This is a genomic window from Archangium gephyra, from assembly GCF_042230915.1.
Lineage (GTDB): Bacteria > Myxococcota > Myxococcia > Myxococcales > Myxococcaceae > Archangium > Archangium gephyra_B.
In genome coordinates this window covers 9,276,280-9,301,833 of sequence record NZ_CP102578.1, presented here as the reverse complement: position 1 = coordinate 9,301,833, position 25,554 = coordinate 9,276,280, and the positions used below count along the sequence as shown (strand labels likewise).

20 protein-coding genes are annotated in these 25,554 nt (G+C 70.7%); 16 read left to right on the top strand and 4 right to left on the bottom strand.

The annotated features are described in order from the left end of the window. The first annotated feature begins 4 nt into the window (after window positions 1-4). The 7 genes from NR798_RS36610 (at window position 5) to NR798_RS36580 (ending at window position 8,070) form a co-directional block, all read left to right on the top strand. The gene (locus NR798_RS36610; RefSeq protein ID WP_375767190.1) at window positions 5-1,333 is read left to right on the top strand and encodes a 5'-deoxyadenosine deaminase; all 1,329 of its coding nucleotides are present in this window, start codon (window positions 5-7) and stop codon (window positions 1,331-1,333) included. Between the two features lie 185 nt (window positions 1,334-1,518). Next, window positions 1,519-2,253, top strand: a complete 735-nt coding sequence (locus tag NR798_RS36605) for a PspA/IM30 family protein (protein WP_375767189.1) — start codon at window positions 1,519-1,521, stop codon at window positions 2,251-2,253. 27 nt (window positions 2,254-2,280) lie between these two features. Then, window positions 2,281-3,468 (top strand): ABC transporter substrate-binding protein, encoded by a 1,188-nt coding sequence (locus NR798_RS36600; RefSeq protein ID WP_375767188.1) that lies wholly within the window; start codon window positions 2,281-2,283, stop codon window positions 3,466-3,468. A gap of 39 nt (window positions 3,469-3,507) precedes the next feature. Beyond that, window positions 3,508-4,317: a hypothetical protein gene (locus NR798_RS36595; RefSeq protein ID WP_375767187.1), complete on the top strand. Its 810-nt coding sequence runs from the start codon at window positions 3,508-3,510 to the stop codon at window positions 4,315-4,317. 128 nt (window positions 4,318-4,445) lie between these two features. After that, window positions 4,446-5,087 carry a class I SAM-dependent methyltransferase gene (locus NR798_RS36590; protein WP_375767186.1) on the top strand — a complete coding sequence of 214 codons (642 nt, stop codon included), beginning with the start codon at window positions 4,446-4,448 and terminating at the stop codon, window positions 5,085-5,087. After that, complete coding sequence (locus NR798_RS36585; RefSeq protein WP_375767185.1) at window positions 5,084-5,890, top strand: class I SAM-dependent methyltransferase; 807 nt, start codon at window positions 5,084-5,086, stop codon at window positions 5,888-5,890. The genes NR798_RS36590 and NR798_RS36585 overlap by 4 nt, the downstream gene beginning before the upstream one ends. Then, entirely contained in the window at window positions 5,887-8,070 is a 2,184-nt protein-coding gene (locus NR798_RS36580) for a hypothetical protein (RefSeq protein ID WP_375767184.1), read from the top strand. The genes NR798_RS36585 and NR798_RS36580 overlap by 4 nt, the downstream gene beginning before the upstream one ends. Here the strand turns inward: NR798_RS36580 and NR798_RS36575 are convergent. After that, window positions 8,064-9,167, bottom strand: a complete 1,104-nt coding sequence (locus NR798_RS36575; RefSeq protein WP_375767183.1) for an alpha/beta hydrolase — start codon at window positions 9,165-9,167, stop codon at window positions 8,064-8,066. The two genes, NR798_RS36580 and NR798_RS36575, sit on opposite strands and share 7 nt — an antisense overlap. 180 nt (window positions 9,168-9,347) lie before the next feature. On the opposite strand from NR798_RS36575, the gene NR798_RS36570 reads away from it, so the two are divergent. From NR798_RS36570 to NR798_RS36545, 6 genes are all read left to right on the top strand, one after another. Beyond that, window positions 9,348-10,958 carry a hypothetical protein gene (locus NR798_RS36570; protein WP_375767182.1) on the top strand — a complete coding sequence of 537 codons (1,611 nt, stop codon included), beginning with the start codon at window positions 9,348-9,350 and terminating at the stop codon, window positions 10,956-10,958. Further along, entirely contained in the window at window positions 10,955-11,650 is a 696-nt protein-coding gene (locus NR798_RS36565; RefSeq protein WP_375767181.1) for an ABC transporter ATP-binding protein, read from the top strand. Before NR798_RS36570 ends, NR798_RS36565 begins: the two co-directional genes overlap by 4 nt. Next, window positions 11,647-12,930: an ABC transporter permease gene (locus NR798_RS36560; RefSeq protein WP_375767180.1), complete on the top strand. Its 1,284-nt coding sequence runs from the start codon at window positions 11,647-11,649 to the stop codon at window positions 12,928-12,930. Before NR798_RS36565 ends, NR798_RS36560 begins: the two co-directional genes overlap by 4 nt. Further along, entirely contained in the window at window positions 12,927-13,727 is an 801-nt protein-coding gene (locus tag NR798_RS36555; RefSeq protein WP_375767179.1) for a hypothetical protein, read from the top strand. The genes NR798_RS36560 and NR798_RS36555 overlap by 4 nt, the downstream gene beginning before the upstream one ends. 101 nt (window positions 13,728-13,828) lie before the next feature. After that, window positions 13,829-16,330, top strand: a complete 2,502-nt coding sequence (locus tag NR798_RS36550; RefSeq protein ID WP_375767178.1) for a protein kinase — start codon at window positions 13,829-13,831, stop codon at window positions 16,328-16,330. A 74-nt stretch (window positions 16,331-16,404) separates the two neighbouring features. Continuing rightward, complete coding sequence (locus NR798_RS36545; protein WP_375767177.1) at window positions 16,405-18,159, top strand: ATP-binding protein; 1,755 nt, start codon at window positions 16,405-16,407, stop codon at window positions 18,157-18,159. Window positions 18,160-18,168: 9 nt separating this feature from the next. Here NR798_RS36545 and NR798_RS36540 read toward each other — a convergent pair whose 3' ends face one another. The 3 genes from NR798_RS36540 to NR798_RS36530 all read right to left on the bottom strand — a co-directional run bounded on the left by NR798_RS36540 (window position 18,169) and on the right by NR798_RS36530 (window position 22,241). Further along, entirely contained in the window at window positions 18,169-20,151 is a 1,983-nt protein-coding gene (locus NR798_RS36540) for a LysM peptidoglycan-binding domain-containing protein (RefSeq protein ID WP_375767176.1), read from the bottom strand. A 148-nt stretch (window positions 20,152-20,299) separates the two neighbouring features. After that, window positions 20,300-21,853, bottom strand: coding sequence for a multiheme c-type cytochrome (locus tag NR798_RS36535; protein WP_375767175.1), 1,554 nt, complete (start codon window positions 21,851-21,853; stop codon window positions 20,300-20,302). Between the two features lie 4 nt (window positions 21,854-21,857). Then, complete coding sequence (locus tag NR798_RS36530; protein ID WP_047859801.1) at window positions 21,858-22,241, bottom strand: PleD family two-component system response regulator; 384 nt, start codon at window positions 22,239-22,241, stop codon at window positions 21,858-21,860. Window positions 22,242-22,412: 171 nt separating this feature from the next. On the opposite strand from NR798_RS36530, the gene NR798_RS36525 reads away from it, so the two are divergent. The 3 genes from NR798_RS36525 (at window position 22,413) to NR798_RS36515 (ending at window position 25,552) form a co-directional block, all read left to right on the top strand. Next, entirely contained in the window at window positions 22,413-24,050 is a 1,638-nt protein-coding gene (locus NR798_RS36525; protein ID WP_375767174.1) for a mechanosensitive ion channel family protein, read from the top strand. A gap of 88 nt (window positions 24,051-24,138) precedes the next feature. Beyond that, window positions 24,139-24,711: a hypothetical protein gene (locus NR798_RS36520; protein WP_375767173.1), complete on the top strand. Its 573-nt coding sequence runs from the start codon at window positions 24,139-24,141 to the stop codon at window positions 24,709-24,711. Between the two features lie 4 nt (window positions 24,712-24,715). Next, the gene (locus NR798_RS36515; protein ID WP_375767172.1) at window positions 24,716-25,552 is read left to right on the top strand and encodes a hypothetical protein; all 837 of its coding nucleotides are present in this window, start codon (window positions 24,716-24,718) and stop codon (window positions 25,550-25,552) included. Window positions 25,553-25,554 lie beyond the last annotated feature (2 nt).

Sequence of the window (25,554 nt, the reverse complement as noted above, 5' to 3'; positions counted from 1 at the left end):
GGGCGTGGATCTGCTCCTCACCAACGGCACCGTCGTGACCATGAACCGCGAGCGCGAGGTGCTCGCGGAGGCAGATGTCCTCATCCAGGACGGGCGCATCGCCCGGGTGGGACGCAACATCCGGACGCGGGGCGGTGGCCTGCGCGTGCTGGACGTCACCGGCAAGGTGGTGCTGCCCGGCTTCATCCATGGCCACCTGCACGCCTGTCAGACGCTGTTCCGCAACCGGGCCGACGGCCTGGAGCTGCTGGACTGGCTGCGCGAGCGCATCTGGCCCTTCGAGGCCGCGCACGACGCGGACTCCATGCGCGTCTCGGCGGACCTGACCTTCGCGGAGCTCATCCGCTCGGGGGCCACGGCGGCGCTCGACATGGGCTCGGTGCGCCACTACGACGCCGTCTTCGAGTCCGCCCGCGACTGCGGCTTCCGGCTCACCGGCGGCAAGGCGATGATGGACGCGCCCGGCGTGCCCATGGGGCTGCACGAGTCCACCGAGGCCTCGCTGGCCGAGAGCCTCGCGCTGCTGGAGCGCTGGCATGGCTCGCACGGGGGCCGGCTGCGCTATGCCTTCGCGCCGCGCTTCGTCCTCTCCTGCACGGAGAAGCTGATGCGCGAGGTGGGGCGCCTGGCCCGGGAGAAGGGCGTGCGCATCCACACCCATGCCAGCGAGAACCGCTCGGAAATCGAGGTGGTGCGCGAGCTGTCCGGCCAGGACAACGTGGCCTGGTTCCACGAGCTGGGCCTCACCGGCCCGCATGTGACGCTGGCCCACTGCGTGTGGGTGACCGAGGAGGAGCAGCGGCTGCTGCGCGACACGCGCACGGTGGTGTGCCACTGCCCCAGCTCCAACCTCAAGCTGGCCTCGGGCATCGCCCCGGTGCCCGAGCTGTTGGACGCGGGCGTGTCCCTGTGCCTCGGCGCGGACGGCGCGCCCTGCAACAACAACCTGGACATGTTCATGGAGATGCGGCTGGCGGCGCTGATGCACAAGCCGCGGGTGGGGCCTCGGGGCATGCCGCCCGAGCGCGTGCTGGAGATGGCCACGCTCGGCGGGGCCCGCGCCATTGGCATGGAGGCCGAGCTGGGCTCGCTCGAGGAGGGCAAGCGCGCGGACGTCACCGTGGTGGACCTCGCCGGCCTGCACTCCACCCCGGCGGACCCCCGGGACGTGCTCTCCCCGCTCGTCTACGCCGCCCGCTCCAGCGACGTGGTGCACGTCCTCATCGACGGCAAACCCGTCCTCAAGGACCGGGCCCTGCTGACCCTGGACGCGGCCTCCGTGGCCTCGAACGCCCGCCAGCATTCCGCCCGCATCGCCGCCCGGGTCCGCTGAGGCCACCAGCCGTCACGGGTAGGGCCCGCTCGCACTCCGAGCGAAGGGGCGGGGACTCGGGGAAACCGTCCAGCAATGGGCACCGTTCCCCGAGCGTAGGCCCGAGGCATTCGTCATACGTGGAATACGGTGGGATGGTGTAAGGTCCCCACAAGACTCGAATTCGCAGGAGGTAGACCCCCGCCATGTGGAACCGGTTCACAAGGGCAATGCGTAGCTTCTTCGGCTTCTTCGTCTCCTCCATCGAGGACCCGGAGCTCATTCTCGAGCAGAACATCCGTGACCTGAACGATCAGGTCCCGAAGATGAACGAGTCCATCGCCATGGTGCGGGCGAACCTGACGCTCCTGGAGAAGGAGAACGTCAAGTACAAGCAGGACATCCGCGACCTGACGGCCAAGGTGAAGGCGGCCATCCAGGCGGGGCGTGACGACCTGGCGGCCCAGTACGCCACCAAGCTGCAGACGGAGAAGGCGGCGCTGGAGCGCAACGAGCAGCAGCTCGAGACGGCCAAGGTGGCGTACGAGAAGTCGCTGAACCTGAAGAAGGCCTTCATGCGCGAGAAGGACCGCAAGACGCAGGAGGCGATGAACGCCATCCGCGACGCGCGGCGTGCGCAGTGGCAGTCCAAGGTGGCCGACGCCATGGAGTCCTTCCAGGTGGCCGGCATCGACGCCACGCACGACGAGATGGTGCGCAAGGTCAACGAGAAGGCCGCCGTCAACGAGGCGCGTATGCAGATGGCGCTCGAGTCGGTGGACCACCAGGCCGTGCAGATCGAGGAGGACGCCGAGCGCATCCAGGCGATGGACCTCGTGAAGCAGATGAAGATGGAGATGGGCATGGAGAGCCCCGCACCGGTGTCGGACGTGGGCGGCGGCACCGAGAAGACGATCGGCAAGAAGGTGGAGATCAAGTAGTCCCGTGGGACGGAGGAGGCCGAGCTGATGGCGTTGCGACGCGGACCCGGCCTCTATCCGTTCCTGGTGTTGTGCGTGCTGGGGGTGGGGTACCTGGTGGCCTCGAGGCTCGGGTACCTGGATCGCCTCCAGGCGCGCTTCTTCCCGGCGGCGAAGCAGGCGGTGCGCCTGTCGCCGGGAGACTTCCCCGCGGGGGTGGCGGCACCGGTGGCGGACCTGGCCTCGGTGCCCCTGAGGCCCACGCTCATCGGCTTCACCGCGCGCGGCTCGGCGGCGGCGCTGCTGCTGGCCACCGGAGGGGCTTCCACGCTGGACAACCCCGAGGTGCCGGCGGGCGCGGCGCAGGGCCTGCTGAAGACGGCCTACGCCATGGACGCGCGGGCCGTCGTCTTCGCCACCGACGAGGAGCTGCGGCAGGCGCTGGCGGTGGGCGCGGAGCACGGCGGGGTGGACATGGCGGCCATCTCGGTGGACCGGCTGGCGGCCTGGTTGCCGTCGCTCCGGGACGCGGCGCCGCGCACGGTGATGCTGCTGGGACGCAGCCGCGGGCAGGAGGCGCTGGCGGCGGTGGGCGTGCCGGACCTGGCCTCGCTGCGCGGCAAGCGGCTGGGGGTGTATGCCTCGGGCTCCTCGTACTACTTCGCGCTCTGGGTGCTGTCGCGCGCGGGCCTGCGTCTGACGGACGTGACGTGGGTGGACCTGCCCTCCACGCTGGACGCGGGCCGGGCGCTGCGCGAGGGCCGGGCGGACGCGGTGGCGGGGCTGTGGGGCGACGTGGAGCTGGCGGCGCGGGACCGGGGCGGCGCGGTGCTGGCCACCACGGCGGACGCCCCGCACCTGGTGGCCACGGTGCTGGTGGCCCGGGGGGACTACGCCGCGCGCTACCCGGACGCGGTCCGCCGCGTCATCCGCGGGCTGCTGGACGCGGGGGCCAGCGTGCAGAAGGATCCGGGGCCCGGGGCGCGGATGCTGGGCGAGGTGGCGCCCTACCTGGGAGACCCCACCGAGGCCATCCGCAGCGCCCCTCCGGCGACGTTGGCGGACAATCGGGCCTTCTTCGGGCTTTCCGGCGAGGCGCCCGTCACCTATGACGAGCTCTTCCAGAGCGCCTCGGCGCTCTACCAGAAGATCAGGCGCACGGCGGCGACCCCGCCGGCCGAGGACACTCGCGACCTCGGCGCGCTGAAATACGTGTCGGAGGCGCGAGGGCCCTGAGCCCTCTGTCCGCGAGGCGCCTCCCTGGCGAGGACTTCCGTGGCCCGCACTCCCAACTTCCTCAAGGCTGCCTTCCTGTTGCCCGCCAACCTGGTGGGGCTGTTGACCGCGGGCGCCTCGGCGGCGATGACCGGAGATGTGACGCCGGCCCTGGTGGCGCTCGGGGTGGAGACGCTCTACCTGGGCGTGGTGCCCTTCACGAAGCGCTTCCAGCGGGCGGTGCGCGCGGGTACCCCGGGGGCGCAGGACGACGAGGCCGCGCGGCAGCAGGTGGACACGCTGCTGTCGGAGCTGGCCGCCTCGCAGCGCGAGCACTACCAGGTGCTGGTGGGGCTGAAGGAGAAGATCCTCGCCAACTACGCGAAGCTGCCCGGAGGCCGGGTGCTGGCGGCCAGCAGCGAGCAGCGGTTGGACGCGCTGCTCACGTCCTTCCTGCGGTTGATCTCCACGCTGAACCAGTACCGCACGTACCTCAACTCCTCGGAGCGGCAGTCGCTGGAGAAGGACGTGCGCTCGCTGGAGTCGGAGCTGGCGCAGGAGGCCAACCCGCGGCTGAAGGACGTGAAGGAGAAGCGGCTGGAGATCCTCAAGAAGCGGCTGGCGCGCTTCGAGCAGGCGGGGGAGAGCCGCGAGGTGGTGAGCCACCAGCTGGCGAGCATCGAGGACCTGATGCGGCTGACGCACGAGCAGTCCATCGCCATCCGGGACCCCGAGAGCGTCAACCGGCAGCTCGAGGCGCTCAGCGCGGAGGCGCACGCCACGGACGAGACGGTGCGCGACATGGAGCGCTTCCTCGAGTTCACCGAGGAGACGTCGGGCCCGCTGCCGCACGGGACGCGGGTGCGCTAGGGGGGCAGGGAGGCGATGAGGCGCCCTTCCTGGCTGCCCGGTGAGGCGTGGGCGGACCCTGGATTCGCAGTGCTTGACTCGGTGTTGCCGCTACGGGAAGCATCGTCCGTTCGGAGTTCCTCGTCTCCATGCCCGAAGCCGTCGACTACTTCTCCAATCACCGGCTCAAGCTCCGGCTCCCGTGGCGCCTGTACCATGGCCCCATCGTGCACACGGCGGCGCGGGTGGTGCGTGAGTCCGGCGCGGCCGAGGTACTGAACGTCGGCTCCGGCCCCTTCTTCGAGTTCTCCTCGCTGCCTCAGGAGGGCCGCCGCTACACCATCTGCGATATCGATCCACGCGCCGTCTCGTTCGCCCGCTCGCTTCACGGGGAGCGGCTGGCCGGGGCGGACGTGTTGCAGCCGGACGCGCCGCTGCCCTACGCGGATGGCCGCTTCGATCTGGTGCTGTCGATGGACGTCATCGAGCACCTGTCCCGGCCGGGGCCGTGGCTCGCCGACCTGGTGCGCGTGCTGCGCCCCGGGGGGCAACTCTTCCTCACCACGCCCAACTACGGCTCCTTCTCCCTCCTGCCGTTGATCGAGAAGACGGTGCTCGAGGCCATCGCCCGGGTGCAGGGCTTCTCGCGCCGCGGCCTCCATCCCACCCCCTTCGACAAACCCTCCCTGGTGTCCACCCTGCGCGAGGCGGGGACCACCGACATCCGGGTCTCCACCATCTCCTTCGGCTGGGTGCTCGCCGCCACGGCGCGCCGGCCACACGACTCATGAGCGACGAAATCACGCTCCGCGACTTCCAGAGCTACTACCCCTACGCCCCCACCGCGCTGGCCATCAAGGAGTGCGTGCGCCTGCACTCGATGCGCGGTCTCCAGTGCGAGGGCCCCATCCTCGACGTGGGGTGCGGGGACGGCCTGTTCGCCCGGCTCGCCTTCCAGGATGCCGAGGTGTGGGGCATCGACATCGATGGCAACGAGGGCCGGCGTGCCCAGGCCTCGCGGGCCTACTCGCACGTGATGCTGGCCGACATCACCCGGGCCCGGCTGCCGGAGGCCTTCTTCGGCAGTTGCATCGCCAACTGCTCGCTCGAGCACGTGCCCGACCTGGGCGCTGCGCTGCGCACCATCTACAAGTCCCTGAAGCCGGGCGGGGTCGTCTACGCCTTCCTGCCCAACCGGGACTGGGCCTCGCACATGGCCACGCCGCGTGCCCTCGAGCGTCTGGGGCTGGAGTCGCTCTCGCGCACGGTGTGCGAGGCCATCGACCAGCAGTTCCGGCACGAGCACCTCGAGGATGCCGAGGGCTGGGCGCACTGGTTCCGTGAGGCGGGCTTCGAGGTGCCTCGCGTGGAGCCGATCGGCTCGACCGCGTCCACCGTCACCTTCGAGATGTTCCTGCTGCCGTCCCTGCTCGGGCTGACCACCAAGAAGCTGACCGGGCGCTGGACGCTGTTCCCCCGCCTGCGCAGCCTGGAGGCGGTGCCCGTCTTCGCGCTCGTGCGCGCGCTGCTGTCGCTCCATGGGGACTCCCCGATGACGGCGGAGTTCCTCGTCGAGGGGCGCAAGCCGCTATGAGCGGGAGCCGGCTGCGGGCGCTCGGGCCGCTGCTCGTGCCGGTGGCCCTCGCGCTCTTCGTCTTCCGCGGACTGATCTTCCTGGGCGAGCTGCCCTTCCGGCGCGACATGGGCCGGCTGTTCGTGCCGCTCAAGCGCGTGCTGAGTGAGTCGCTGCGCGCGGGCTCGTTGCCGGAGTGGTGGCCGTGGGATGGCATGGGCATGCCGCTGGTCGCCGTGCCCGTGCTGAGCACGTTCCATCCGAGCACGCTGTTCTTCACCGTGCTGCCGTTCCACACCGCCTTCGTGCTCCAGCTGCTGGTGCCGGTGCCCATGGCCCTGCTGGGGACCTGGCGGCTGGGCCGTGCGCTCGGCCTGCGGCCGGTGTTCGCGGCGCTGGCGGCCACCGTCTACACGCTCGGCCCCTACTTCCTGGGCGTCACCGAGTTCACCTCGATGTCCCTGGCGGCCGCGGCGCTGCCCTGGCTGTGGTGGGGGGCGCTGCGGTGCCGGAGCGGGGGGCGCCCGTGGGTGCTCGCGCTGTCGCTCGCGTGGATGTTGCTCGCCGGGGATCCACACCTCGCCATCATGGGCCTGCTTGGCGCCGCCGCGCTGGTGGTGCGGCGCACCCGGCCCCGGGCGTTGCTGCGCCCGGCCCTGTCGCTCGCGCTCGGGACGGTGTTCGCGGTGGCGCTGGCGGCGGTGCAGCTCGTGCCGTCGCTGCTGCTCTTCCGCGAGTCCCCGCGCTCGAGCGGGGCGGGAATCGTCAGCCCGGACTATTGGCGGTTGGACCTGCACCAGCTCTCCGGCCTGGTGGACCCCGGCGCGCTCGCGGGCCGCGACGTCATGTTCGAGACGACGTACCTGGGCGCCGGCGTGGTGGCGCTCGTGCTGGCGGGGGCCCTGGCGCGAGGGAGACTGCGCCCGCAGCTCCTGGGCATCTCCCTGGTGTCGCTGGTGCTCGCCACGGGCTCGGCCACCCCGCTGTGGTCGCTCTTCTCGGCCGTCGTCCCGTTCTGGAAGTCGTTCCAGTTCCCGGTCAAGGCCATCGGTCCCGCCATGCTGGTGCTCCCGCTGCTCGCGGCGCGGGGAGCCCAACAGGTGCTCCGGCGAGATCGTCTGCGCTTCCTCCCCGGGGCGCTGTGTGCGCTGGCGGTGGGGGCCGTGGCGGCCCTGGGGGCATGGGAGCCGGCCTTGTGGGCCCTGTTGCTCGCCGGGGTGCTGGCCCTGGCGGCCTGGCACCGGGCGCTCGCTCCGGTGTTGGCGTACGTGGCACTGGCCGCGGTGGCGTTGGACCTGGGACTCGCCAACGGCCGCCTGGTGCTCACCGCTCCGGTGGACTTCTACGAACCGCCTCCGCTCGCGGAGGTGCTCCGGCGCCACGGCGTCTCGGGCGAGGGCTTCACCTATTTCTTCCTGTGGAAGCCGGCGCGTCCCCTCGAGCCGGGGGCGGAGTTGGACGCGGTGCAGAACGCGGCGCTCGTCCCGCTGCGGGGCGCGCTGCACGGGCTGCCCACGTCCAACGTGTACCTGCAGGGCTTCTCCGCCCGGTACAACGAGCTGGTGCTCGGCAACCAGGCGCTCTGGGTGGGGAAGCTCGCGGGCGTGTTCGGCACGCGCCTCTTCATCGCCTCGCCGTCGGAGCTGAGGCCGGAGCAGCGCCAGCAGGCGGTGGGCCATGACGAGCGCGCCGATGCCGTGGCGGTGCCATTCCGGCGCTACCTGCCGCGTGCCTATGTCACCGGGGGCGTGAAGGTGCTGCCGCGTGCCCAGGTGGTGGACTACCTGGGCTCCTCGAGCTTCCGCCCCGGTGGGGAGGTGGTGCTGGAGGCCGAGGCGGAGGGGGTGGAGGGCCTGCGGCGCGAGCCCACGGGCCCGGCCCAGCCGGTGGAGCGCATCCGCCGTGTGGGGGATGCCGTCGAGGTCGAGGCGACGCTCGCCTCACCGGGTCTGCTGGTGCTCAACGAGTCGTACTTCGCGGGCGTGGAGGCCCGAGAGGAGGGCCGGCGCCTGCCGATGTACCCGGCCAACCACGCCGTGCGCGCGGTGCCCCTGTCCGCGGGCCGGCATGTGGTGCGCTTCGAGTACCGGACGCCGGGGCTCCTGGCGGGCGCCCTCACGAGCGCCGCGGCGGTGGTGCTGCTCGCCGCCGCGGGCGTGCTCCAGCGCAAGTCCCGCAGGCGGGTGCGGCCGGCTCAGTAGACGGTGCTCTGCCAGGGGAAGAGGTACGTCAGCGGGATGTTGAGCCGGGCGGCCCAGGAGGACTCGTTGTGCCCCGCGCCCTGGGCCACGTAGTAGTACAGGTCGTTGCCCTGCACGTACCCGTCCGCCACCAGCGCATCCCGCATCCGCGTCGTCTCGGTGAGCCCGTCGCTGCTCGTCCCCGCGTCGATGTAGAACTTCACCGCCACCTTCGTGGTCGAGGCCTCCACCTCCTGCGTCAGCTTCTGGTTGTTCCACCAGAACGAGCTCGACATGGCCGCCAGCTTTCCGAAGACGGCCGGGTTGCGCCGCCCGACGTAGAACGACACCAGCCCGCCCAGGGACGAGCCGATCAGCGCCGTGTTCGCCTTCGCCGATAGCGTCCGGTAGTTCTGGTCGATGAACGGCTTCACCGTGTCGATGATGAACCGCTCGTGCTTGTCCGCGCCTCCACCGCCGTACTGGGCATCGCAGCAGGGCGTGTACTCGTAGATGCGGTTGTTGCCGCCGTGGTCCATGCCCACGATGATGACCTCGTCCATCGTGCCGTTGCCGATGAGCGAGTTGGCCGTCTCGTCCATGCGCCACTCGACGCCGTAGGTGGCCCGGGCGGCATCGAAGAGGTTCTGCCCGTCATGCGCGTACAGCACCGGGTAGCGCTTGAGCGGGTTCTCCGAGTAGCTCGGCGGCAGGTAGATGGTGAGCGCCCGCGAGTTGCCGAACTGCGGCGAGTAGAAGTTGGAGACGGTCCGCAGCTGGCCCGAGGCCGGACCGAAGAACGGGTAGATGTCCACCGTGGCGCCGGCCTTGATGCGGTAGTTGGCGCCGGTGGACCACGTCGCGTCGTTGATGAGGGGCTTGATGTCCACGTCGCCCACGGTGTTGGCCCACGAGAGCGTCCAGACGTTGCCCGTGGTCCACGTGGCGTTGGTGCCGGTGGTCCACGACAGGGGCGCCTTGCTGCCCCGGATGGTGATGCGGTTGCCGTAGCCGACGTCGTAGATGACCCGGACGGTGGTGGCCTCGGCCGCCGTGCTCATGGCCAGCAGCAACATCGCTGCCAGCAGGCCGGCCCTGCGCATAACGGAATCGAACATGGTGGTGCTCGCCTCTCTGGGGGGGATCGCCGCTCCCCTGGACTCGACGGGCGGCGGCTTGATCACCCACTCTCCCAGCAGGCTTCCAGGTAGGGCAAGGTCACCCCCCGGACGGCCGGGCCGAAGCTTCCGCACGAAGAATTTGACTCCGGGCCCGGGGCCGTCTGCACTCCCGTCCCTATGCTCCGCCGCGCCTCGCCCTGGCTCCTGCTCGTGCTGCTCGTGTTCGCCGGCTGCTCCCGTTGCGGCGACAAGCAGGGCGCTCAGGGCGTGAAGACGAACAACCCCGCCCGCTTCCTGCCCCGCGGCGCCCAGGCCGCCCTCGTCATCCCCGATCTCGGCACCTTCGGCGAGCGGCTCGCCCGCTTCCAGAATCTCAAGCTGGCCAACTTCGTCGCCCAGCTCCAGAACGCCCAGTCCGCCGAGGCCTACGTCTCCGCCATCATGCGTCAGGTGGGCGTGGACCTGCGCAGCCGCCAGGCCATGGAGGCCGCTGGCATCGACCCCGGCCGGGGCGCGGGCGCGGCCCTGCTCGGTGGCGACCAGGCCTTCTCCGTGCTCGGCGTCAAGGACGAGAAGACCCTCCGGGACACCTTCTCCAAGCTTGCCCGAGACCGGCTCGGCGCCTCGCAGACCGCCGAGCAGAAGGTCTCCGGCGGCACGCTCGTCACCTTCACCCGGCCCGGTGCGCCGCAGCCCGCGCTGGGGCTCCTCTTCACCGGCGACTACGCCCTGCTGGGCGCGGGCGCCATGGTGTCCCAGCTCTCCGGCTACGCCACGCTGCCCGCGGACAAGTCGCTCGTCGAGGAGCCGCTCCTCAATGCCTCCCTGAAGCGGCTGCCCGCCGAGCGCGACTTCTACGCCTTCCTCCCCGGCGGCATCGGCTTCCTCGTTCCGGCCGGCACCACGCAGTCCGTCACCCTCGCGGGCCAGCTCGGCGAGCGCGCGGTGACGCTGCGCATGGACACGCCGTGGCCGGACACGCAGGCCTCGCTCGCCGCGCTCGTGCCGCAGCAGGCCCCGGATCTGCTCGGCTACCTCCCGGAGGACAGCTTCCTCCTGGCGCGCTACGGGGGAGACCCGGCGCAGCTCGGCGGCATCTGGCCCTACCTCGTGGGCCCCTACGTCACTCGCGCGGTGCAGGAGAGCGGCTTCGACCTGAAGGGCGAGGTGCTGGACAAGTTGAAGCCCGGCCTCGTCGCGGGCGTGTCCCTGGCCCCCACCGCGCAGCTCGGGGCCGGCGTGCCGTCGTTGGACCTGCGGCGCACCAACCCCTTCCGCTTCGTGCACATGGTGGTGGTGGGGGAGGGGAAGGACCCGGCGGCCCTCGCCGCCATGCTGGAGAAGATTCCCCCCATCGCCCAGCGCTTCGGCGCCGAGGTGAAGCCCACGGACGTCAACGGCCAGCGCGTCTACCTCACCTCGTACCGGCAGGGGGAGGGCGCGCACTTCGCCTCGGTGGGCGGCAAGGTGGTGCTCGCCGCGCCCCAGTCGCGCCTCGAGGCGGCGCTCACCCGGCTCGGCGGCCCCGCGGGCACCAGCCCCCTGGCCGAGGACCTGCGCCCGGCGCTGCAGGGCCCGGTGCTGGGGGCGGTGTTGGACTTGCGGCGCCTCGCCGACGCGGTGAAGGCGCTTCCCTCCGAGGCCTGGGGCATTGGCGGCTTCGCCATCAAGGCGACCACGGTGCGCTGGCTGGACGCCACGGATGACCTCCGCGCGGTCACGCTGGGCCTCTCCGAGAAGGAGAAGGCCCTGCAGGCCGAGCTCACCCTCTGGTTGGCACCCCATTGATACGCGCACGCGACATCGTCAAACAGTACCGGGACGGGGACGGCACCGAGGTGCGCGTCCTGGATGGCCTCTCGCTCGACGTGGCGGACGGTGACTTCGTCGCCGTGGTGGGCCCGTCCGGCAGCGGCAAGTCCACGCTGCTGCACCTGCTGGGCGGCCTGGACGTGCACTACCAGGGCGACGTGGAGGTGGCCGGCGTCAAGCTGTCCGGCCTGAAGGACAAGGCGCTCGCGCGCTTCCGCAATCAGCACGTGGGCTTCGTCTTCCAGTCCTTCCACCTCATCCCCAACCTCTCCGCGGTGGAGAACGTGCTGATGCCCTCGCACTTCGGCGCCGCCTCCCCCGAGGCCCGCAAGCGCGCCGAGTCCCTGCTCGACCGGGTGGGCCTGCTGGCCAAGAAGGACCGCGCCCCGGTGCGGCTCTCCGGTGGCGAGCGGCAGCGCGTGGCCATCGCCCGGGCCCTCTTCACCGGCCCCCGGCTGCTCCTGTGTGACGAGCCCACCGGCAACCTCGATGCCGCCACGGGCGCCGGCGTCATCACGCTCTTCGAGGAGCTGAACCGCGAGGGCATCACCCTGCTCGCCGTCACTCACGAGGACCGGATGAGCACGGCGGCGCGGCGCGTGCTGCGCCTCAAGGAGGGACGGCTCGTCGAGGAGTCCCGGCCCGCGCTGGCGGGAGGTGTGTCATGAGGCTGGCGGCGCTCTCCCAGTTGGTGCGGCTGAGCCTCTCGCGCGAGCGGCGGGGCGCCTTCTTCTCCGCCTTCGGCGTGGCCATGGGGGTGGGGGCGCTCGTCTTCTTCGTGGGCCTGGGCCTGGGGGTGGGGCGCGTCATCCGCGAGCGCATCTTCCCCAACGACGCGCGGCTGGTGGACGTGGTGCCGCCCGCGGTGTCGCTCGGCTCGTTCCTCGGGGGCGGCAAGCTGGACACCACCATGGTGGAGCGGCTCCAGGCCCTGCCCGGCGTGGAGAAGCTCTACCGGAAGATGAGCGTGCGCGCCCCCGCGGCGAGCCTCTACCAGGGGGACTTCTTCGGCCGGAAGATGCGCATGGGCATGGACGTCCTCGCGGTGGGCGTGGAGCCCGGCCTCGTCGAGGGCGATGTGCAGCTGGGCAAGTTCGTGGACCCGGGGCCGGGCCAGCCGCTGCCGGGCCTCATCTCCACGCGCCTGTTGGAGATCTACAACAACACCTTCGCCCCGGCCCGCAAGCTGCCGACGCTCACCCCGAGCCTGCTCGTGGGCTTCACGCTCCCGGTGGACTTCAACCGCTCCTACGTGACGGCCCCGCTGCCCGACGTCGCCGTCATCTCGTCCCAGGTGCAGGTGGTGGGCGCGTCGGACCGGGCGCTGCTCGCGGGCGTCACCATCCCCCTGGACGCCGCCATCCGCCTCAACCGCGAGCTGGGTCAGGACGCGGAGACGTACTCCGGCATCACCCTGGTGGCCACCAGCCCCGGCGCGGTGCCGGGCCTCATGGCGGCGGTGCGGGAGATGGGCCTGGAGATCGACGACCAGGAGCGGCGGCTCGCGGAGAACGTGGGCGCGGCCGTGACGCTCACCACGTCCGCGTTGGCGCTGCTGTCCATCCTCATCTGCGTGCTCGCGGCGGTGAACATCGCCCATGCGCTGAGCGCCTCGGTGCGCGCGCGCGCCAAGGAGATCGGCGTCATGCAGGCGGTGGGTGCCTCGCGCTCGGACGTGCGCAACATCGTCCTCGCCGAGGCCGGCGTGGTGGGACTGCTGGGTGGTTTCCTCGGCACCCTCGTCGCGATCCTGCTGGCGCTGGTCATCGACCGGCTCGCCGTCTCCTACCTGCCGCAGTTCCCCTTCAAGCCCGAGAGCTTCTTCTCCTTCCCCTGGCCCGTGGTGGTGGGCGGCGTGGTGCTCGGGCTGCTGGCCGCGCTCGCTGGGGCCTGGTTCCCCAGCCACCGGGCCGCGGCCACGGATCCCGCCCGCACGCTCGCCGGATGAAGCTGCCCTCGCCCAAGACGCTGCTCGGCAACGTGGCCTGCCTGTTCGCCCTCGTGTGGCTCTACGGGGGCGACGTGCTGGATGCGCAGCGGGCCCGGACCGCCGAGGTGTCCGCCTTCTCCGCGCTGCCCTCGGTGGTGTGGCCCTCCCTGGTGCTGGCCGCGACCGTGGGAGTGCTGGGCGTGGTGATGTGGGGGCTGGCGCGCGGCAGGGGCGAGGACTTCAAGGGCTACCGGCTGCTGCCCATCCTCCTGCTGTGCGTGCTCTTCGCCGACCTGATGCGCGCCGAGAACGAGGTGCCGGTGCGCTCCGAGGACGTGGCGGCCCTGGTGTTGAGCCAGTTCGAGCAGCGGGCCGAGGCGCTGTCCGACGGGCGCACCGTCCCGGTGGAGCCAGCGCGGCTCCAGTCCCTGCTGGCGGAGCTGGAGCCGCCCCCGTACCTCGTCCGGGGACAACGCGCGGCGGCCTGGTCCCTCCAGGTGCGCCAGCCGTGCGAGGGGCCCGTGCGGGAAGCGCCGGACCTCGCGGTGGGGACGCTCATCTACTGCGTGGCCCCGGACCGTCAGACGGCCTGGGTCTCCCTGGTCGCGCTGCCCGAGGGCGAGCGTTTCGGGCACCCCACGGTCCTGTCGGTGGACGGCGAGCCGTACGTGGCGGTCGTGCAACCCACACCGCCCGAGGAGGAAGAGGAGGGTGAGCCGCTCGCTCTCCCGCTCGCTCCTCCTCCCGGGGCTCCGCCCTCTGTAGCTCCCGAGGCAACGGACGCCGGGGCCCTGGCTCCGGCTCCCACACCCTGAGAAGGAAGCGGGTGTATCTGGGGGTGGGGGACGGCGCGCGGTTGACCCTATGGAGGGGCGGTCGATAGGCTCGGCTTTCAAACACCGAGCCACGCACCCACGTGACGACCACTCAACCGAAGCGGCAGCCCATCCCGTTTGGGAAATATCTCCTCCTGGACCGCATCAACATTGGCGGCATGGCGGAGGTGTGGCGCGGAAAGATGTTCGGCGCGGGAGGTTTCGAGCGCCTCGTCGCCATCAAGCGCATCCTCCCGAACATCGCCGAGGACGATGAATTCATCTCGATGTTCATCGACGAGGCGAAGATCAGCGTCCAGCTGAACCACGCCAACATCGCGCAGATCTACGAGCTGGGGCAGATCACCAACAGCTACTTCATCGCGATGGAGTACATCCCCGGCAGGGACATGCGGGCCATCTTCGACCGGTGCCGGAAGAAGAGCGAGCCCGCGCCCGTGCCGCTGGTGGCCTACGTGGTCTCCAAGATGTGCGAGGGCCTGGACTACGCCCACCGCAAGAAGAACAACCAGGGGCAGGATCTCAACATCGTCCACCGCGACATCTCGCCGCAGAACATCCTCATTTCCTTTGAGGGCGAGGTCAAAGTCATCGACTTCGGCATCGCGAAGGCGGCGGGCAAGGCCACCAAGACGCAGGCCGGCATCCTCAAGGGCAAGTTCGGCTACATGAGCCCGGAGCAGATCCGCGGCCTGCCGCTGGACCGGCGCTCGGACATCTTCGCCATCGGCGTGTGTCTCTACGAGATGCTCACCGGCGAGCGGCTCTTCGTGGGCGACAGCGACTTCAGCGTGCTGGAGAAGGTGCGCAAGGCCGAGGTGGCCCCGCCCTCCACGTACAACCGGCGCATCCCCGAGGCGCTGGAGAAGATCGTCCTCAAGGCGCTCGCGCGCGACGTGGACGAGCGCTACCAGTACGCCAACGAGCTGGGAGACGATCTGCAGCGCTTCCTGCTGACGTCGGACTCCATCTTCGGGCGCAAGGACCTCATGCAGTACATGAAGTCCACCTTCGCCGAGGACGTGGAGCGCGAGAAGCAGCGGCTGCAGGAGTACGCGGACATCAAGCCCCCCGAGGGCATGCTGTCCGCCATCGAGATGGGCTTCAGCGGGGCCTCCGCGGCGCCGCAGGTGCAGGTGCCGGCCAGCGCGCCGGTGCCGGCCCCGCCGCCCGCGTCGCCGCCGATGCCCGCCACCCCGTCGCTGGGAGGCGTGCGCCGGGCCCCCACGCTCGGCGCCATGCCGAAGCTGACGGCGCCCGCGCCCACCGCTCCGCCCGTGCCCGAGGAGGAGTCCGGCGCGACCATGGTGGTCAGCAGCCCCGAGTACCTCGAGGAGCCCACCACCCAGCCGGGGCTCGTGGGCCCCGGACGCACGGTGACGCCCGTGGAGGTGCCGCGCCCGCCCGTCATCGACGAGCAGCCCGCCCAGCGGATGGCCGCCCTGCGCACGCCGGGATTGTCGGCCCCGCCGCGCCCGTCCATTCCGACGCTCGCCCCCGCCCCGCCGTCCGCGGAGAGCACCACCGTGGCCCGCCAGGGGCGCAACACGATGGATGGGATGCGCGCCGTCCGGCCGTCGGATCCTCCCGTGTCCGAGCCCTCCATCGTGCCGCGGGCCTCGATGACGGCCATGCCGGCGGTGGCGGCCCCACGGCCCCCGCCGGCCGCTCCTCCTCCTCCCCTCGTGGAGGAGCCGGAGTCGCAGGACGCGATGGAGCTCACGCCCGCCACGCCGCTGCGCGCGGCCGCCGCCCAGCGCGGCACTCCGGCCGCGTCCTCTCCGGCGCTTGCCGCCGTTGCCGCCCCGGCGCGGGCCGCGGAGAAGGCGGCACCCAACCGCCTGCCCCTCATCGCGGGGCTCGCCGTCCTGTTGCTCGTGTTGGCGGGTGTGGCCGGCTTCCTCATGTCGCGGCCGGTGCCCATGGGCTACATCATGGTGAACGTGCCCGATGTGACGGCCCCGGTCCGGGTGAGCTTTGGTGGCCAGGAGCTGGACACGTCCAAGCTGCCCGTGCTGCAGCAGGTGAAGGCTGGTCCCGCCCTGGTGATGGTGATTGCCGAGGGCTACCACCCCGTCACCAAGCAGGTGGAGATCGCCGAGGGCATGACGCCCCTGCAGTTGGACGTGAAGCTCGAGCGCAAGGTGCAGTTGGTGCGCCTGGTGGTCGTCACCCAGCCGTCGGACGCGGAGCTGAAGGTGGCCGGCAAGGTGGTGCGCGAGAAGGGCAGCAGCGCCCCCTACATCGACGAGCTGACGGAGGGCACCGAGGTGCAGGTGGAGGCCAGTGCTCCGGGCTTCAAGCCCAAGCAGGCGCGCATCACGCTGCAGGCCGGCGAAAAGCCGATGGAGCTCAAGCTCGAGGCGGATGGCTTCGAGGTGGAAGTGGCGTCCACGCCGTCCGGTGCCACCATCTTCGCGGGTGGCAAGGAGTGGGGCGAGACGCCGGCCCGGGTGCGGTTCCCCAACGGCGTGAAGCAGGTGAGCCTCAAGCTGCGGTGCCACGATGACGTGGACGTGGACGTGGCGCCCGGCTCGGGCCAGGTGAAGGGGCGGCTGAAGAAGCAGCGCGGCTGCCGGTAGCGCGGTAATCAGAGAGGCGCCCGCCCGGTTGGGGCGGGCGTGTGCGCCCCGTCAGGGGCGGGAGGGGTGTGTCGGTGACCAAGTCACGCAAGGCCGAGGCGTCGGATCCACTCGCGGCGCTGCCGGTTTGGGCCCAGAAGCTGGCCCAGAAGTACTACACGAAGACCGTCAGCACGTTCTTGCTCTACGGGGCCGTGCGGGACTTGCAGCCCACCACCCAGGAGGACGGCAGCCGGAGCTTCGGCACGCTGCGCACCTTCCTGTCCGAGGAGCTCTTCGGCGGGCGCGACCACGTCATCTTCTATGACCGCTCGTCGGGCATCCGCTCCGCGTCTCCGGAGACGCAGAAGGACTTCCAGCGGACGATGGCCGGGTACGACGCCATGTACGGCACGGACTACGCCAAGAGCCTGCCGAGGGATCCGGCGCGGGCGCTGCAGATTCTGGAGAACTTCCTGCGGATGCGCCTGAGCGAGGGCAAGTCGCTGGCGCTCATCATCGACTTCGCCGAGACGCTGGTGCCGGGCGGGGAGATGAGCCACCTGTCGGCCGAGGACCGCTTCGTCCTGGCCACGCTGGAGAAGTGGGCGCACGATCCGCAGTTCCTCGCGGGGGACACCTCGGTGGTGCTGCTGGCGGAGAACCTGGCGGACGTGTCCCAGCGCCTGTCGCGCAACCCGTACGTGGCGGCCATCGAGCTGCCCCTGCCCACCGAGGACGAGCGGCTGGAGTACGTGCGCTACAAGCTGGAGGGCAAGAAGCTGGCGGCGGTGTCGGACGTGCCGCTGGCGGGCCTGGCGAAGATGACGGCGGGCCTGTCCCGCATCAACCTGGACCGCGTGCTCACCGAGGCCCTCGAGCGCGACGTGCGCATCACCACCGAGCTGCTCAAGGAGAAGAAGAAGGAGCTCATCCAGGCCGAGTGCCATGGCCTGCTGGAGTTCATCGAGCCGGTGCACACGTTGGAGGCGGTGGCGGGCCACGGCAAGGCCAAGGAGATGCTGCGCCACGCGGCCAACGCGCTGAAGAAGGGGCGCATCGAGGTGATGCCCATGGGCTACCTCGTCAGCGGTCCGGTAGGCACCGGCAAGACGTTCATGGTGTCCTGCTTCGCCGGAGAGATTGGCATTCCGGTGGTGAAGTTCCTCAACTTCCGCAGCCAGTGGCAGGGCGTCACCGAGTCCAACCTGGAGAAGATCTTCAACCTGCTCAAGGCGCTGTGGCCGGTGGCGGTGATGGTGGACGAGGCGGACACCTTCCTGGGCAACCGTGACTCGGGCGGGGACTCGGGGACGAGCAGCCGCATCTTCGGCTCCATCGCCTCGTTCATGGGCAACACGGTCTACCGCGGGAAGATTGTGTGGTTCCTGCTGACGGCGCGGCCGGACCTGCTGCCCATCGACCTCAAGCGGCAGGGCCGCGCCGAGGAGCACCTCGCGCTCTTCTATCCGGAGACGGAAGCGGAGCGGGAAGAGCTCTTCAAGGTGATGCAGAAGAAGACGGGCCTGAAGCTGGACGTGACGTCCATCTCGGAGCTGATTCCGACGGGGACGCGGCAGCTGAGCGGCGCGGACATGGAGGCGGTGCTGGTGCGCACGCGCTTCCGGGCGCTGGCGAACGGGCGCGAGCAGGCGACGGTGGAGGACTTGAAGGCCGTCTTCGAGGACTTCGTCCCGCCGAGCTACCCGCTGGAGATCGAGCTGCAGAACCTGGTGGCGGTGCAGGAGTGCACCAGCCGCGAGCTGCTGCCCGAGAGCTTCCGCCGACTGGACCGCGACCATGTCACGCGCCGCATCCGCGAGCTGAAGATGCTGCTCGAGGAGGGGTGAGGCAGGGGACTACGGCGCCTTCACCATCAGCCGCAGGCCGGTGGGCAGGCGCGTGGTGTCCTTGATGTTGTTCCAGCGCTTGAGGTCCTCCACGGTCACGCCGTAGCGCTGGGCAACGCTCCAGATGGACTCGCCGGAGGCCAGCTCGTGCACGGTGCCGGGGCGGCCCGCGTTACCGGCCGGGGCGCGCTGGGCGATGACGGTGCCCGCGCGCTCCACCACCTGCTTGGGCGCGCTCTCCGGCCACACGTACAGCACCGAGCCCACCTTCAGGGCCTTCTTGCTGGCGCGCACCGTGAGGTTGTTCCACTTGCGCACGTCGTCCACGTTCACCTGGAAGCGCTGGGCGATGGCCCACAGGCTGTCCCCCGTCTGCACGCCGTAGGTGATGCGCTTGCGGCCGTTGATGCTCTCCGTCTTGATGGGGCCGGTGGCCACGGGGCCGCGCGGCGTCCCGGCGGGCACCTCGTCCTCGGGGCGCATCACCGTCACGCCGCTGCGCCGCGCCTGCGCCACCTTGCGCGCCAGCGCGCTCTCCCCGTCCGTCTGGCCCCCGCCGCGCCCGGCCGGCACCGGAATCACCAGCTCCGCGTTCAGCTTCAGCGTCCGCGCGCTCTTGAGCTGGTTCATCTGCAGGATGGCCTCGGGCGCCGTGCCGTAGTTGAGGGCGATCTGCGACAGCGTGTCCCCCCGCTTCACCTTGTGGACGCGGAAGGTGAGCCGCTCCTTGGCGGGAATCCGGGGGAAGTTCTCCGCGAAGCGCCCGGCCGAGCCCTGGGGCAGGCGCAGCACGTACGGGTTCTTCGCGCTCGCCGGCGGGGTGCACCAGCGCCGCAGCTCGGGGTTGAGCTCGCGCACCGCCTCCACTGGCACGCCCGCCGCCCGGGCAATCACGTCCAGGTCCGTGGCGTCGTTGATCTTCACCTCGTCGAAGACGAGCGCCTGCTCATAGACGAACTCCTTCTCGGAGAAGCCGAAGGCCGCGGGGTGCTTGGCGATGAGCGCCGCGGCGATGAGCTTGGGCACGTAGTGCTTCGTCTCCGTCGCCAGGCCCTTCTCCGCGGAGATGACCCAGAAGTTGTCCGTGCCGTGGCGCTCCACCAGCCGGCGCACCCGCCCGCTGCCGGTGTTGTAGCCCGCCCACGCCAGGTACCAGTGGCCCAGCTCCTTGTGCAGGTCCTTCAGGTAGCGCGCCGCCGCGTACGTGGCCTTGATGGGATCCTTGCGCTCGTCCACCCAGAAGTCCTGGTGCAACCCGTACTGGCGGCCGGTGCTGGAGATGAACTGCCAGGGCCCGGCGGCATGCGCCCACGAGTAGGCGGAGGGGGAGAAGCCGCTTTCAATCATCGCCAGGTACACCGTGTCGCGCGGCAGCCCCTGCGCCTCGAGGATGGGCTGCATCACCGGCAGGTACTTGGTGGAACGGCTCACCCACTTGCTGAACCACTTGCGGCCCGGGCCCTGGAAGAACTGGATGTACTGGGCCACCAGCGGCTGCATCTCCACCGGGATGTCGTACTTGGGCTGCACCCGCGCCACGTCGAAGTTGGACAGGTCGGTGATGAGGGGCAGCTCCCCCAGCTCCTCGTCCTCGCGGAAGGTGGGCTCCTCCAGCGCGTCCAGCATGCGCTGGCGCAGCGGGTTGGCCAGGCCCAGGCGGCGCAGCGACTGGAGCACCTCGGCGTTGGGCCGGGCGCCGGGGTCCAACGTGGCCCCCTCCAGCGCCCGCATCTCCTCCAGCTCGGTGGACTCCTCCGTGGGCTCCTCGGCGTCGGCGGCCTCGTTGCGCAGGTCCTCCAGCACCTCCTCGGCGGACTGGATCGGGACTTCCGGCTCGGGCTCCTGGGCCTGGGCGGGAGCGGCCCCCACCCGCAACTGCTTGTCCTGCGCGCTGAGCACCCGCATGCCGGGCGGCGGCGGAGGCATCGGCACCGCGTCCTTGGCGGGCGGGACGGAGGTGAGGACCAGGAGGAGCAGGCTGAAGGACGGCATGGTCACCTGGGGGCCGGCTGCCGGAAGGGCCGGAGTGGTTGGAGACGCAAGTGTTCGATGCTTTTCGCTTCACTCAAACAAGCATCCAGGCGGGCCATCTTCCCCTTGGATGTCACCCACGGGAAGAAACACACCGCCTGGATGTGTTTCAGGGCTTCGGCTTCACTGGCGGTGGCTGGCCGTGGCCGGGGCCGAGGATCCTCGGCAGGTAGGTGGCGAAGTCGAAGTAGGGCGAGTTCTCCGGGTTGTGGCAGGTGACGCACACGTCCTGGCCGGGGCGGGCGAGGATGTTGTCGGCGGAGGGGTCCTCGGCGTGAATCGAGCCCGGGCCGTGGCAGCTCTCGCAGCCCACGGTCTCCCGGCCGGCCGTCTTGTCCAGGCGGCACACCCCGCCGGGCTTCTCCCAGCCGGTGACGTGGCAGCCGATGCAGTTGAGGTGGAACTGCTTGCCCACCTCCTGCAGCGTCTTGAAGGAGACGTGGTGCTTGGTGGCCTCCCAGGCGGGGAAGGACTCCGCGTGGCACTCGGCGCAGGCGCTGTTGCCCACGAAGGCGGCCTGGCCCTTCTCCGGGGCGGGGCAGTCCTGGCCGTGCGCCTTGGCCCACTCGAGGTTCATCTTCCCCACGTCCGCGTCGTAGGCGTTCACCACCTTCTGGGCCTCGGGGTCCGAGGGGAGGGTGGCCTCCAGGGGGACGAAGCGCACGGAGAAGCTGTCGCCCTCGCCGGAGGCGGCCACCGGCGCGGTGAGCAGGGCCTGCCGGCGCGCCACCAGCTCCTCGATCTTCTTCTGCAGCAGCTGCTTGCGCTCCGGGGTGAGGCCGGGGAAGTTGATCTCCTTGTCCATCAGCGCCATGCGCCGCTCGAGGGAGGAGGCCTCGCGCTCGCTGTCCGCCGCCGTCTTCTGCAGGGTGAAGCGGCCCGGCTTGGCGCCGTAGGCCAGGTCCACGCGCAGCAGCGAGCGGCCCTTGCTCTGCAGGGCGACGACGGGCACCGCCGCGTCGCGTACCGGCTTGTTCTCCTCGCCCGAGAACTCGGAGGCGGTGTGCGTGGCCAGCACCAGGTCCACCCCCAGCTCCGGCGTGGACGCGGCCTGCTCGGCCTCCTGCACCGTGCCGTGGAAGAGGCCCACCACGAAGGCGGCGCCCCCGGCTCGGGCCTTGGCGGCGGCCTGCTTCAGCCCGGCCGCGTCCGCGGCACCCACCACGCCCACCTTGCGCGCTCCGGCGGCCAGCACCTTCACCCCGCCGGGCTCCAGCTCGGGCAGCCCCAGCCCCTGGCGGAAGCCGGCGCCGCGCACGTCGTCCAGCTCGCCCGTCGCGCGCACCGCCAGGCCCATGTCCTTCATGGCCTCGGCGAGCGCCCGCGCCTTGCGCTCCTCCTGCGGCACCTGCTCCGGCTTCAGCGTGGGCTCCCCGAAGAGGCTGTCCCCGCCGTCCACGTAGAGCACGGGCAGGGCGCCCTTGCGCGCCTCCTTCACCTGCGCCGCCGCGCGCGCGATGCCCCCGCGCATGTTCTCGCTGCAGCCGCACGGGCCCACGTAGCCGCGCATGTCCGCGGAGATGAACAGGATGGCGCCCGGGGCATCCGCCTTCGCGGCGGTGTTGCCCGGGGCGGCGGTGTCCGGCTCAACCGTCCGCGGCTCCTTGCGCGAGCACCCCGAGAGCGCCGCCAGCAGGGCCAGCCCGGTGAGCAGCCGCCTCACCGCTTCACCAGATGATGCTCTGCACCAGCTCGTCGATCTTCTCACCCATCTTCTCCAGTCCGTTCACCTTGGACAGGCTGCCGTCGGCACCGACCTGCTCGGCCAGCTTGCTCAGCTCGTCATCCGGGAGGCTGGAGAAGAGGATGATGGGGATGTCCTGCGTGCCGTACTCGTTCTTCAGCGTCCGGCAGATGTCCGTGCCCTTGGCCTCGGGCATGTGGATGTCCGTGAGGATGAGGTCCGGCTTCCACGTCTGCAGGGTCTTCTCGAACTCCATCAACGTCGACGTGGCGATGACCTCGTAGCCGCGCGCTTCGAGCACGGCCTTCTCCATGGCGAGGGTGATCTCGCTGTCGTCGATGAGGAGGATCTTTCGCTTCTCTTGCACGGCAACCTCTTCCTGGGCGGCCTTTTCTAGCCCAGGGCTCCCATGGCTCCAAGGCTTTCTCGTGGGGGTGGAATCCACCGGGGCACGCGTCGTCAGCTACCCTGGAGGACGAGCGGCCCGGCGGCACATTGATGTTGCCCGGCGGGGCCGGGGTGGGCACTTAAGGCGGCCATGCGCCGCGCTCTGACAGGACTGTGCCTGCTGCTGTCCGTCCTCCTCCTGCCGAGGGCCTGGGCCCTCAACGCGGGCCTCGGGGAGCCCCCCCTGCTGGACCGGCAGACGCCCTATGCCTCGGCCCAGGGGTTCTCCGCCGCCGTGCACCGGGGGGACTACGTGCTGGCCGCGCACTACCTGGACCTGGACTTCATCCCCCCGGCCGAGCAGAAGGCCCGGGGCCCCGTGCTGGCCCGGCGGCTCAAGTTCGTCCTGGACCACAAGCTGCCCACGGCCCTGACCAACCTGAGCAAGGAGCCCCAGGGGGACGCGGAGGGCAACCGCTACGATCAGATCGACGTCCTCACCGTGGGGGATGCCTCCTACCCCATCCGCCTGGCCAACGTCCCCACCCAGGGTGGGCGGGTGTGGGTGTTCAGTGAGGCGACGGTGCGGGCGATTGATCCGCTCTACGAGGAGTACGGCCCGTCGACATTGGGCGAGGTGCTGCCGCAGTGGTTCTTCGACAAGCCGGTGCTGGGGCTGGAGCCGTGGCAGTGGCTGGGCGTGGTGGTGACGCTGCTGGGGGCGGGGCTGCTGTGCGTGGTGCTGGAGAAGCTGTCGCTGGGGGTGCTGGGGCAGCTGGCGCGCTGGACGCGCAACGGCTGGGACGATGCGCTGGTGCCCGCGTGCAAGGGGCCGATGCGGCTGCTGTACTTCGCGCTGCTCGGGGCGCTGGGGGCCACGCTGCTGCTGTTGCCGCCGACGGCCCGGTTCCTGTCCTCCCACCTGTTCACCACGCTGCTCATCGTGTCGGTGGCGTGGTTCGTCCTGCGCTTCCTCCGGGTGACGGCGCAGTTCGTCCAGCAGTCGGTGACGAAGGAGGGCAAGGACGCCTCGCGCGCGCGCGGGCTGCACACCCAGCTGGCGGTGCTGCGCTCGGTGTTCGAGGCGGCCACCTACCTCATCGCGGCCGCGCTGCTGCTCATGCAGTTCGAGACGGTGCGCAACGTGGGCGTGTCGCTGCTGGCCTCGGCCGGTATCGCGGGCCTCGTCATCGGTCTGGCGGCGCAGAAGTCCATCTCCTCGCTGCTGGCCGGCATCCAGCTGTCCATCACCCAGCCCATCCGCATTGGCGACCAGGTGGTGGTGGAGAACGAGTTCGGCACGGTGGAGGAGATCACCCTCACGTACGTGGTGGTGCGGGTGTGGGACGAGCGGCGGCTGGTCATCCCCATTCCGCACTTCCTGGACAAGCCCTTCCAGAACTGGAGCAAGGGCGGGCAGAGCATGCTGGGCCCGGTGAAGCTGCTGGTGGACTTCTCGGCGGACATGGAAGCGCTGCGGACGGAGCTGCGGCGCATCCTGGACAACGAGGGCAAGGCGCTGTGGGACGGGAAGGTGGCCACCGTGGTGGTGGAGGATGTGCTGGACCGGACGCTGCAGGTGCGCATCTTGGTGAGTGCCGCCCCGTCGAACCTCTTCGACCTGCGCGCCCTGGTGCGCGAGAAGCTGATGGCCTACCTGCGCCCGCGCCCCGAGTGGCTGCCCACCACGCGCACCGAGTCCCGTCCGGCGGCCCCGCCCCCCGCCCCGGCAGCGGCGCCAGCGAGCGAGCAGGCACCGCCTCCTCCACCCACCACCCCCCGTGCGTGAATAAGTCCGCTTCACTCCGCGTCGGGAGGCGTGGTTGCGCACCCGGGGTTGCCAGCCCCGGGTTGCCTCACCAGAGGTGGAGCCTGTGATGAAGCGTCTTGCCTGGTTGTGGGGAGCCGCCTCGTTGGCGGCCGCGGTGGTGGCGACTCCGTCGGCGCATGCGCAGGAGCGGGGCCGCACCGATGGGCCGGAAGGGTCCGAGTACGGCAAGGGAGGCTACTCCCGGACGTCGGACAGCCGGTTCTCGCTGGAACTGAACTGGGGCGCGGCGTTCGCCGCCGATGCGTCCACGGTGCGGCGCGGGAGCGTGCCGCTGTTCTTCGGAGGCACCGCCTCCATCTGGGGCGCGGAGTGGTACCAGTTCGACCTGAGCGGCGCGTACGTGCTGCAGAACGGCCAGTGGAGCGTGCTGGCGGGCCCGCGCTTCCGCACCTACGGCTTCCCGGTGAGCTTCAACGCGGGCCTCAAGGCCGGTGCCTTCTTCATCCCCGACACGGGCTTCCGCTTCGGGCTGTCGCCCCAGGTGGGCGTGGACCTGCTGGCGGCCAACGAGCGGTTGGTGCTCGGCCTGGGTTATGCGCTGGACATCCCCATTGTTGGCTCCGGGGACTTTCGCGGCCTCATGAACCGGCTGTTCATGAACGTCGGCTACAGGTTCTAACGCCATGCTCGCCCACGCTCTCGCCGCCGTGCTCGCGCTCGCCACCGGACAGGTACAGGGGGAGGTGCCTCGGACCTCCACCGCCAGCGGGCAGTCCGTGCCCGTGCTGCCCTTCCCAGGCCAGACGCAGACCTACAACATCATCCAGTGGGACCCCAACCAGCTGCCGCGCATCTACGAGCGCACGGACCAGCTCCCGCTCACCGGCGAGGAGGTGGCGAAGCTGGCCCAGGCGGGCTTCGACGAGGCCCAGCTGGTGAAGATGATCGAACAGCGCCGCTGCGCCTGCGACGCGAGCGCGGACGGGCTCATCCGCCTCAAGCAGGCGGGAGTGCCCAAGGGGGTGCTGGACGCGGTGTCCACCCACGCGCTGCGGCCCAACCGGGCGCTCGACTTGCTGGTGACGCTGGACTTCACCGGCGAGAGCCGCACGGCGCGCGAGGGCTTCCTCTACTTCTTCGTGGAGGACGGGGAGCTGACGCGCGTCTTCACCGCCAACCTGCCGGAGCTGCTCGCGCGCGAGAACCGGCACGAGACGATGGTGGACCGCAGCGACATCCTGCGCGCCCGCACGGTGCGCCGCATCCAGCTGGCCGGGCAGGTGCCGCTCAAGACGTACGGCACGCACCGGGTGATGGTGGTGGCCAGCGCCAGCCCGACGCTCACCCACCCCTCGCAGCTCACCGAGCACGAGCGGGCGAAGGCCCAGCTCTACACCTTCGACTACCCACGCTCGTCCCTGCAGAGCCTCTGCCGGCTGACGGCCGGGTACAAGCGCGACGCGGTGCTCACCTCCAAGTGGAACTTCCAGGGCAGCCGCTTCGAATGTGAATGGAACTAGGA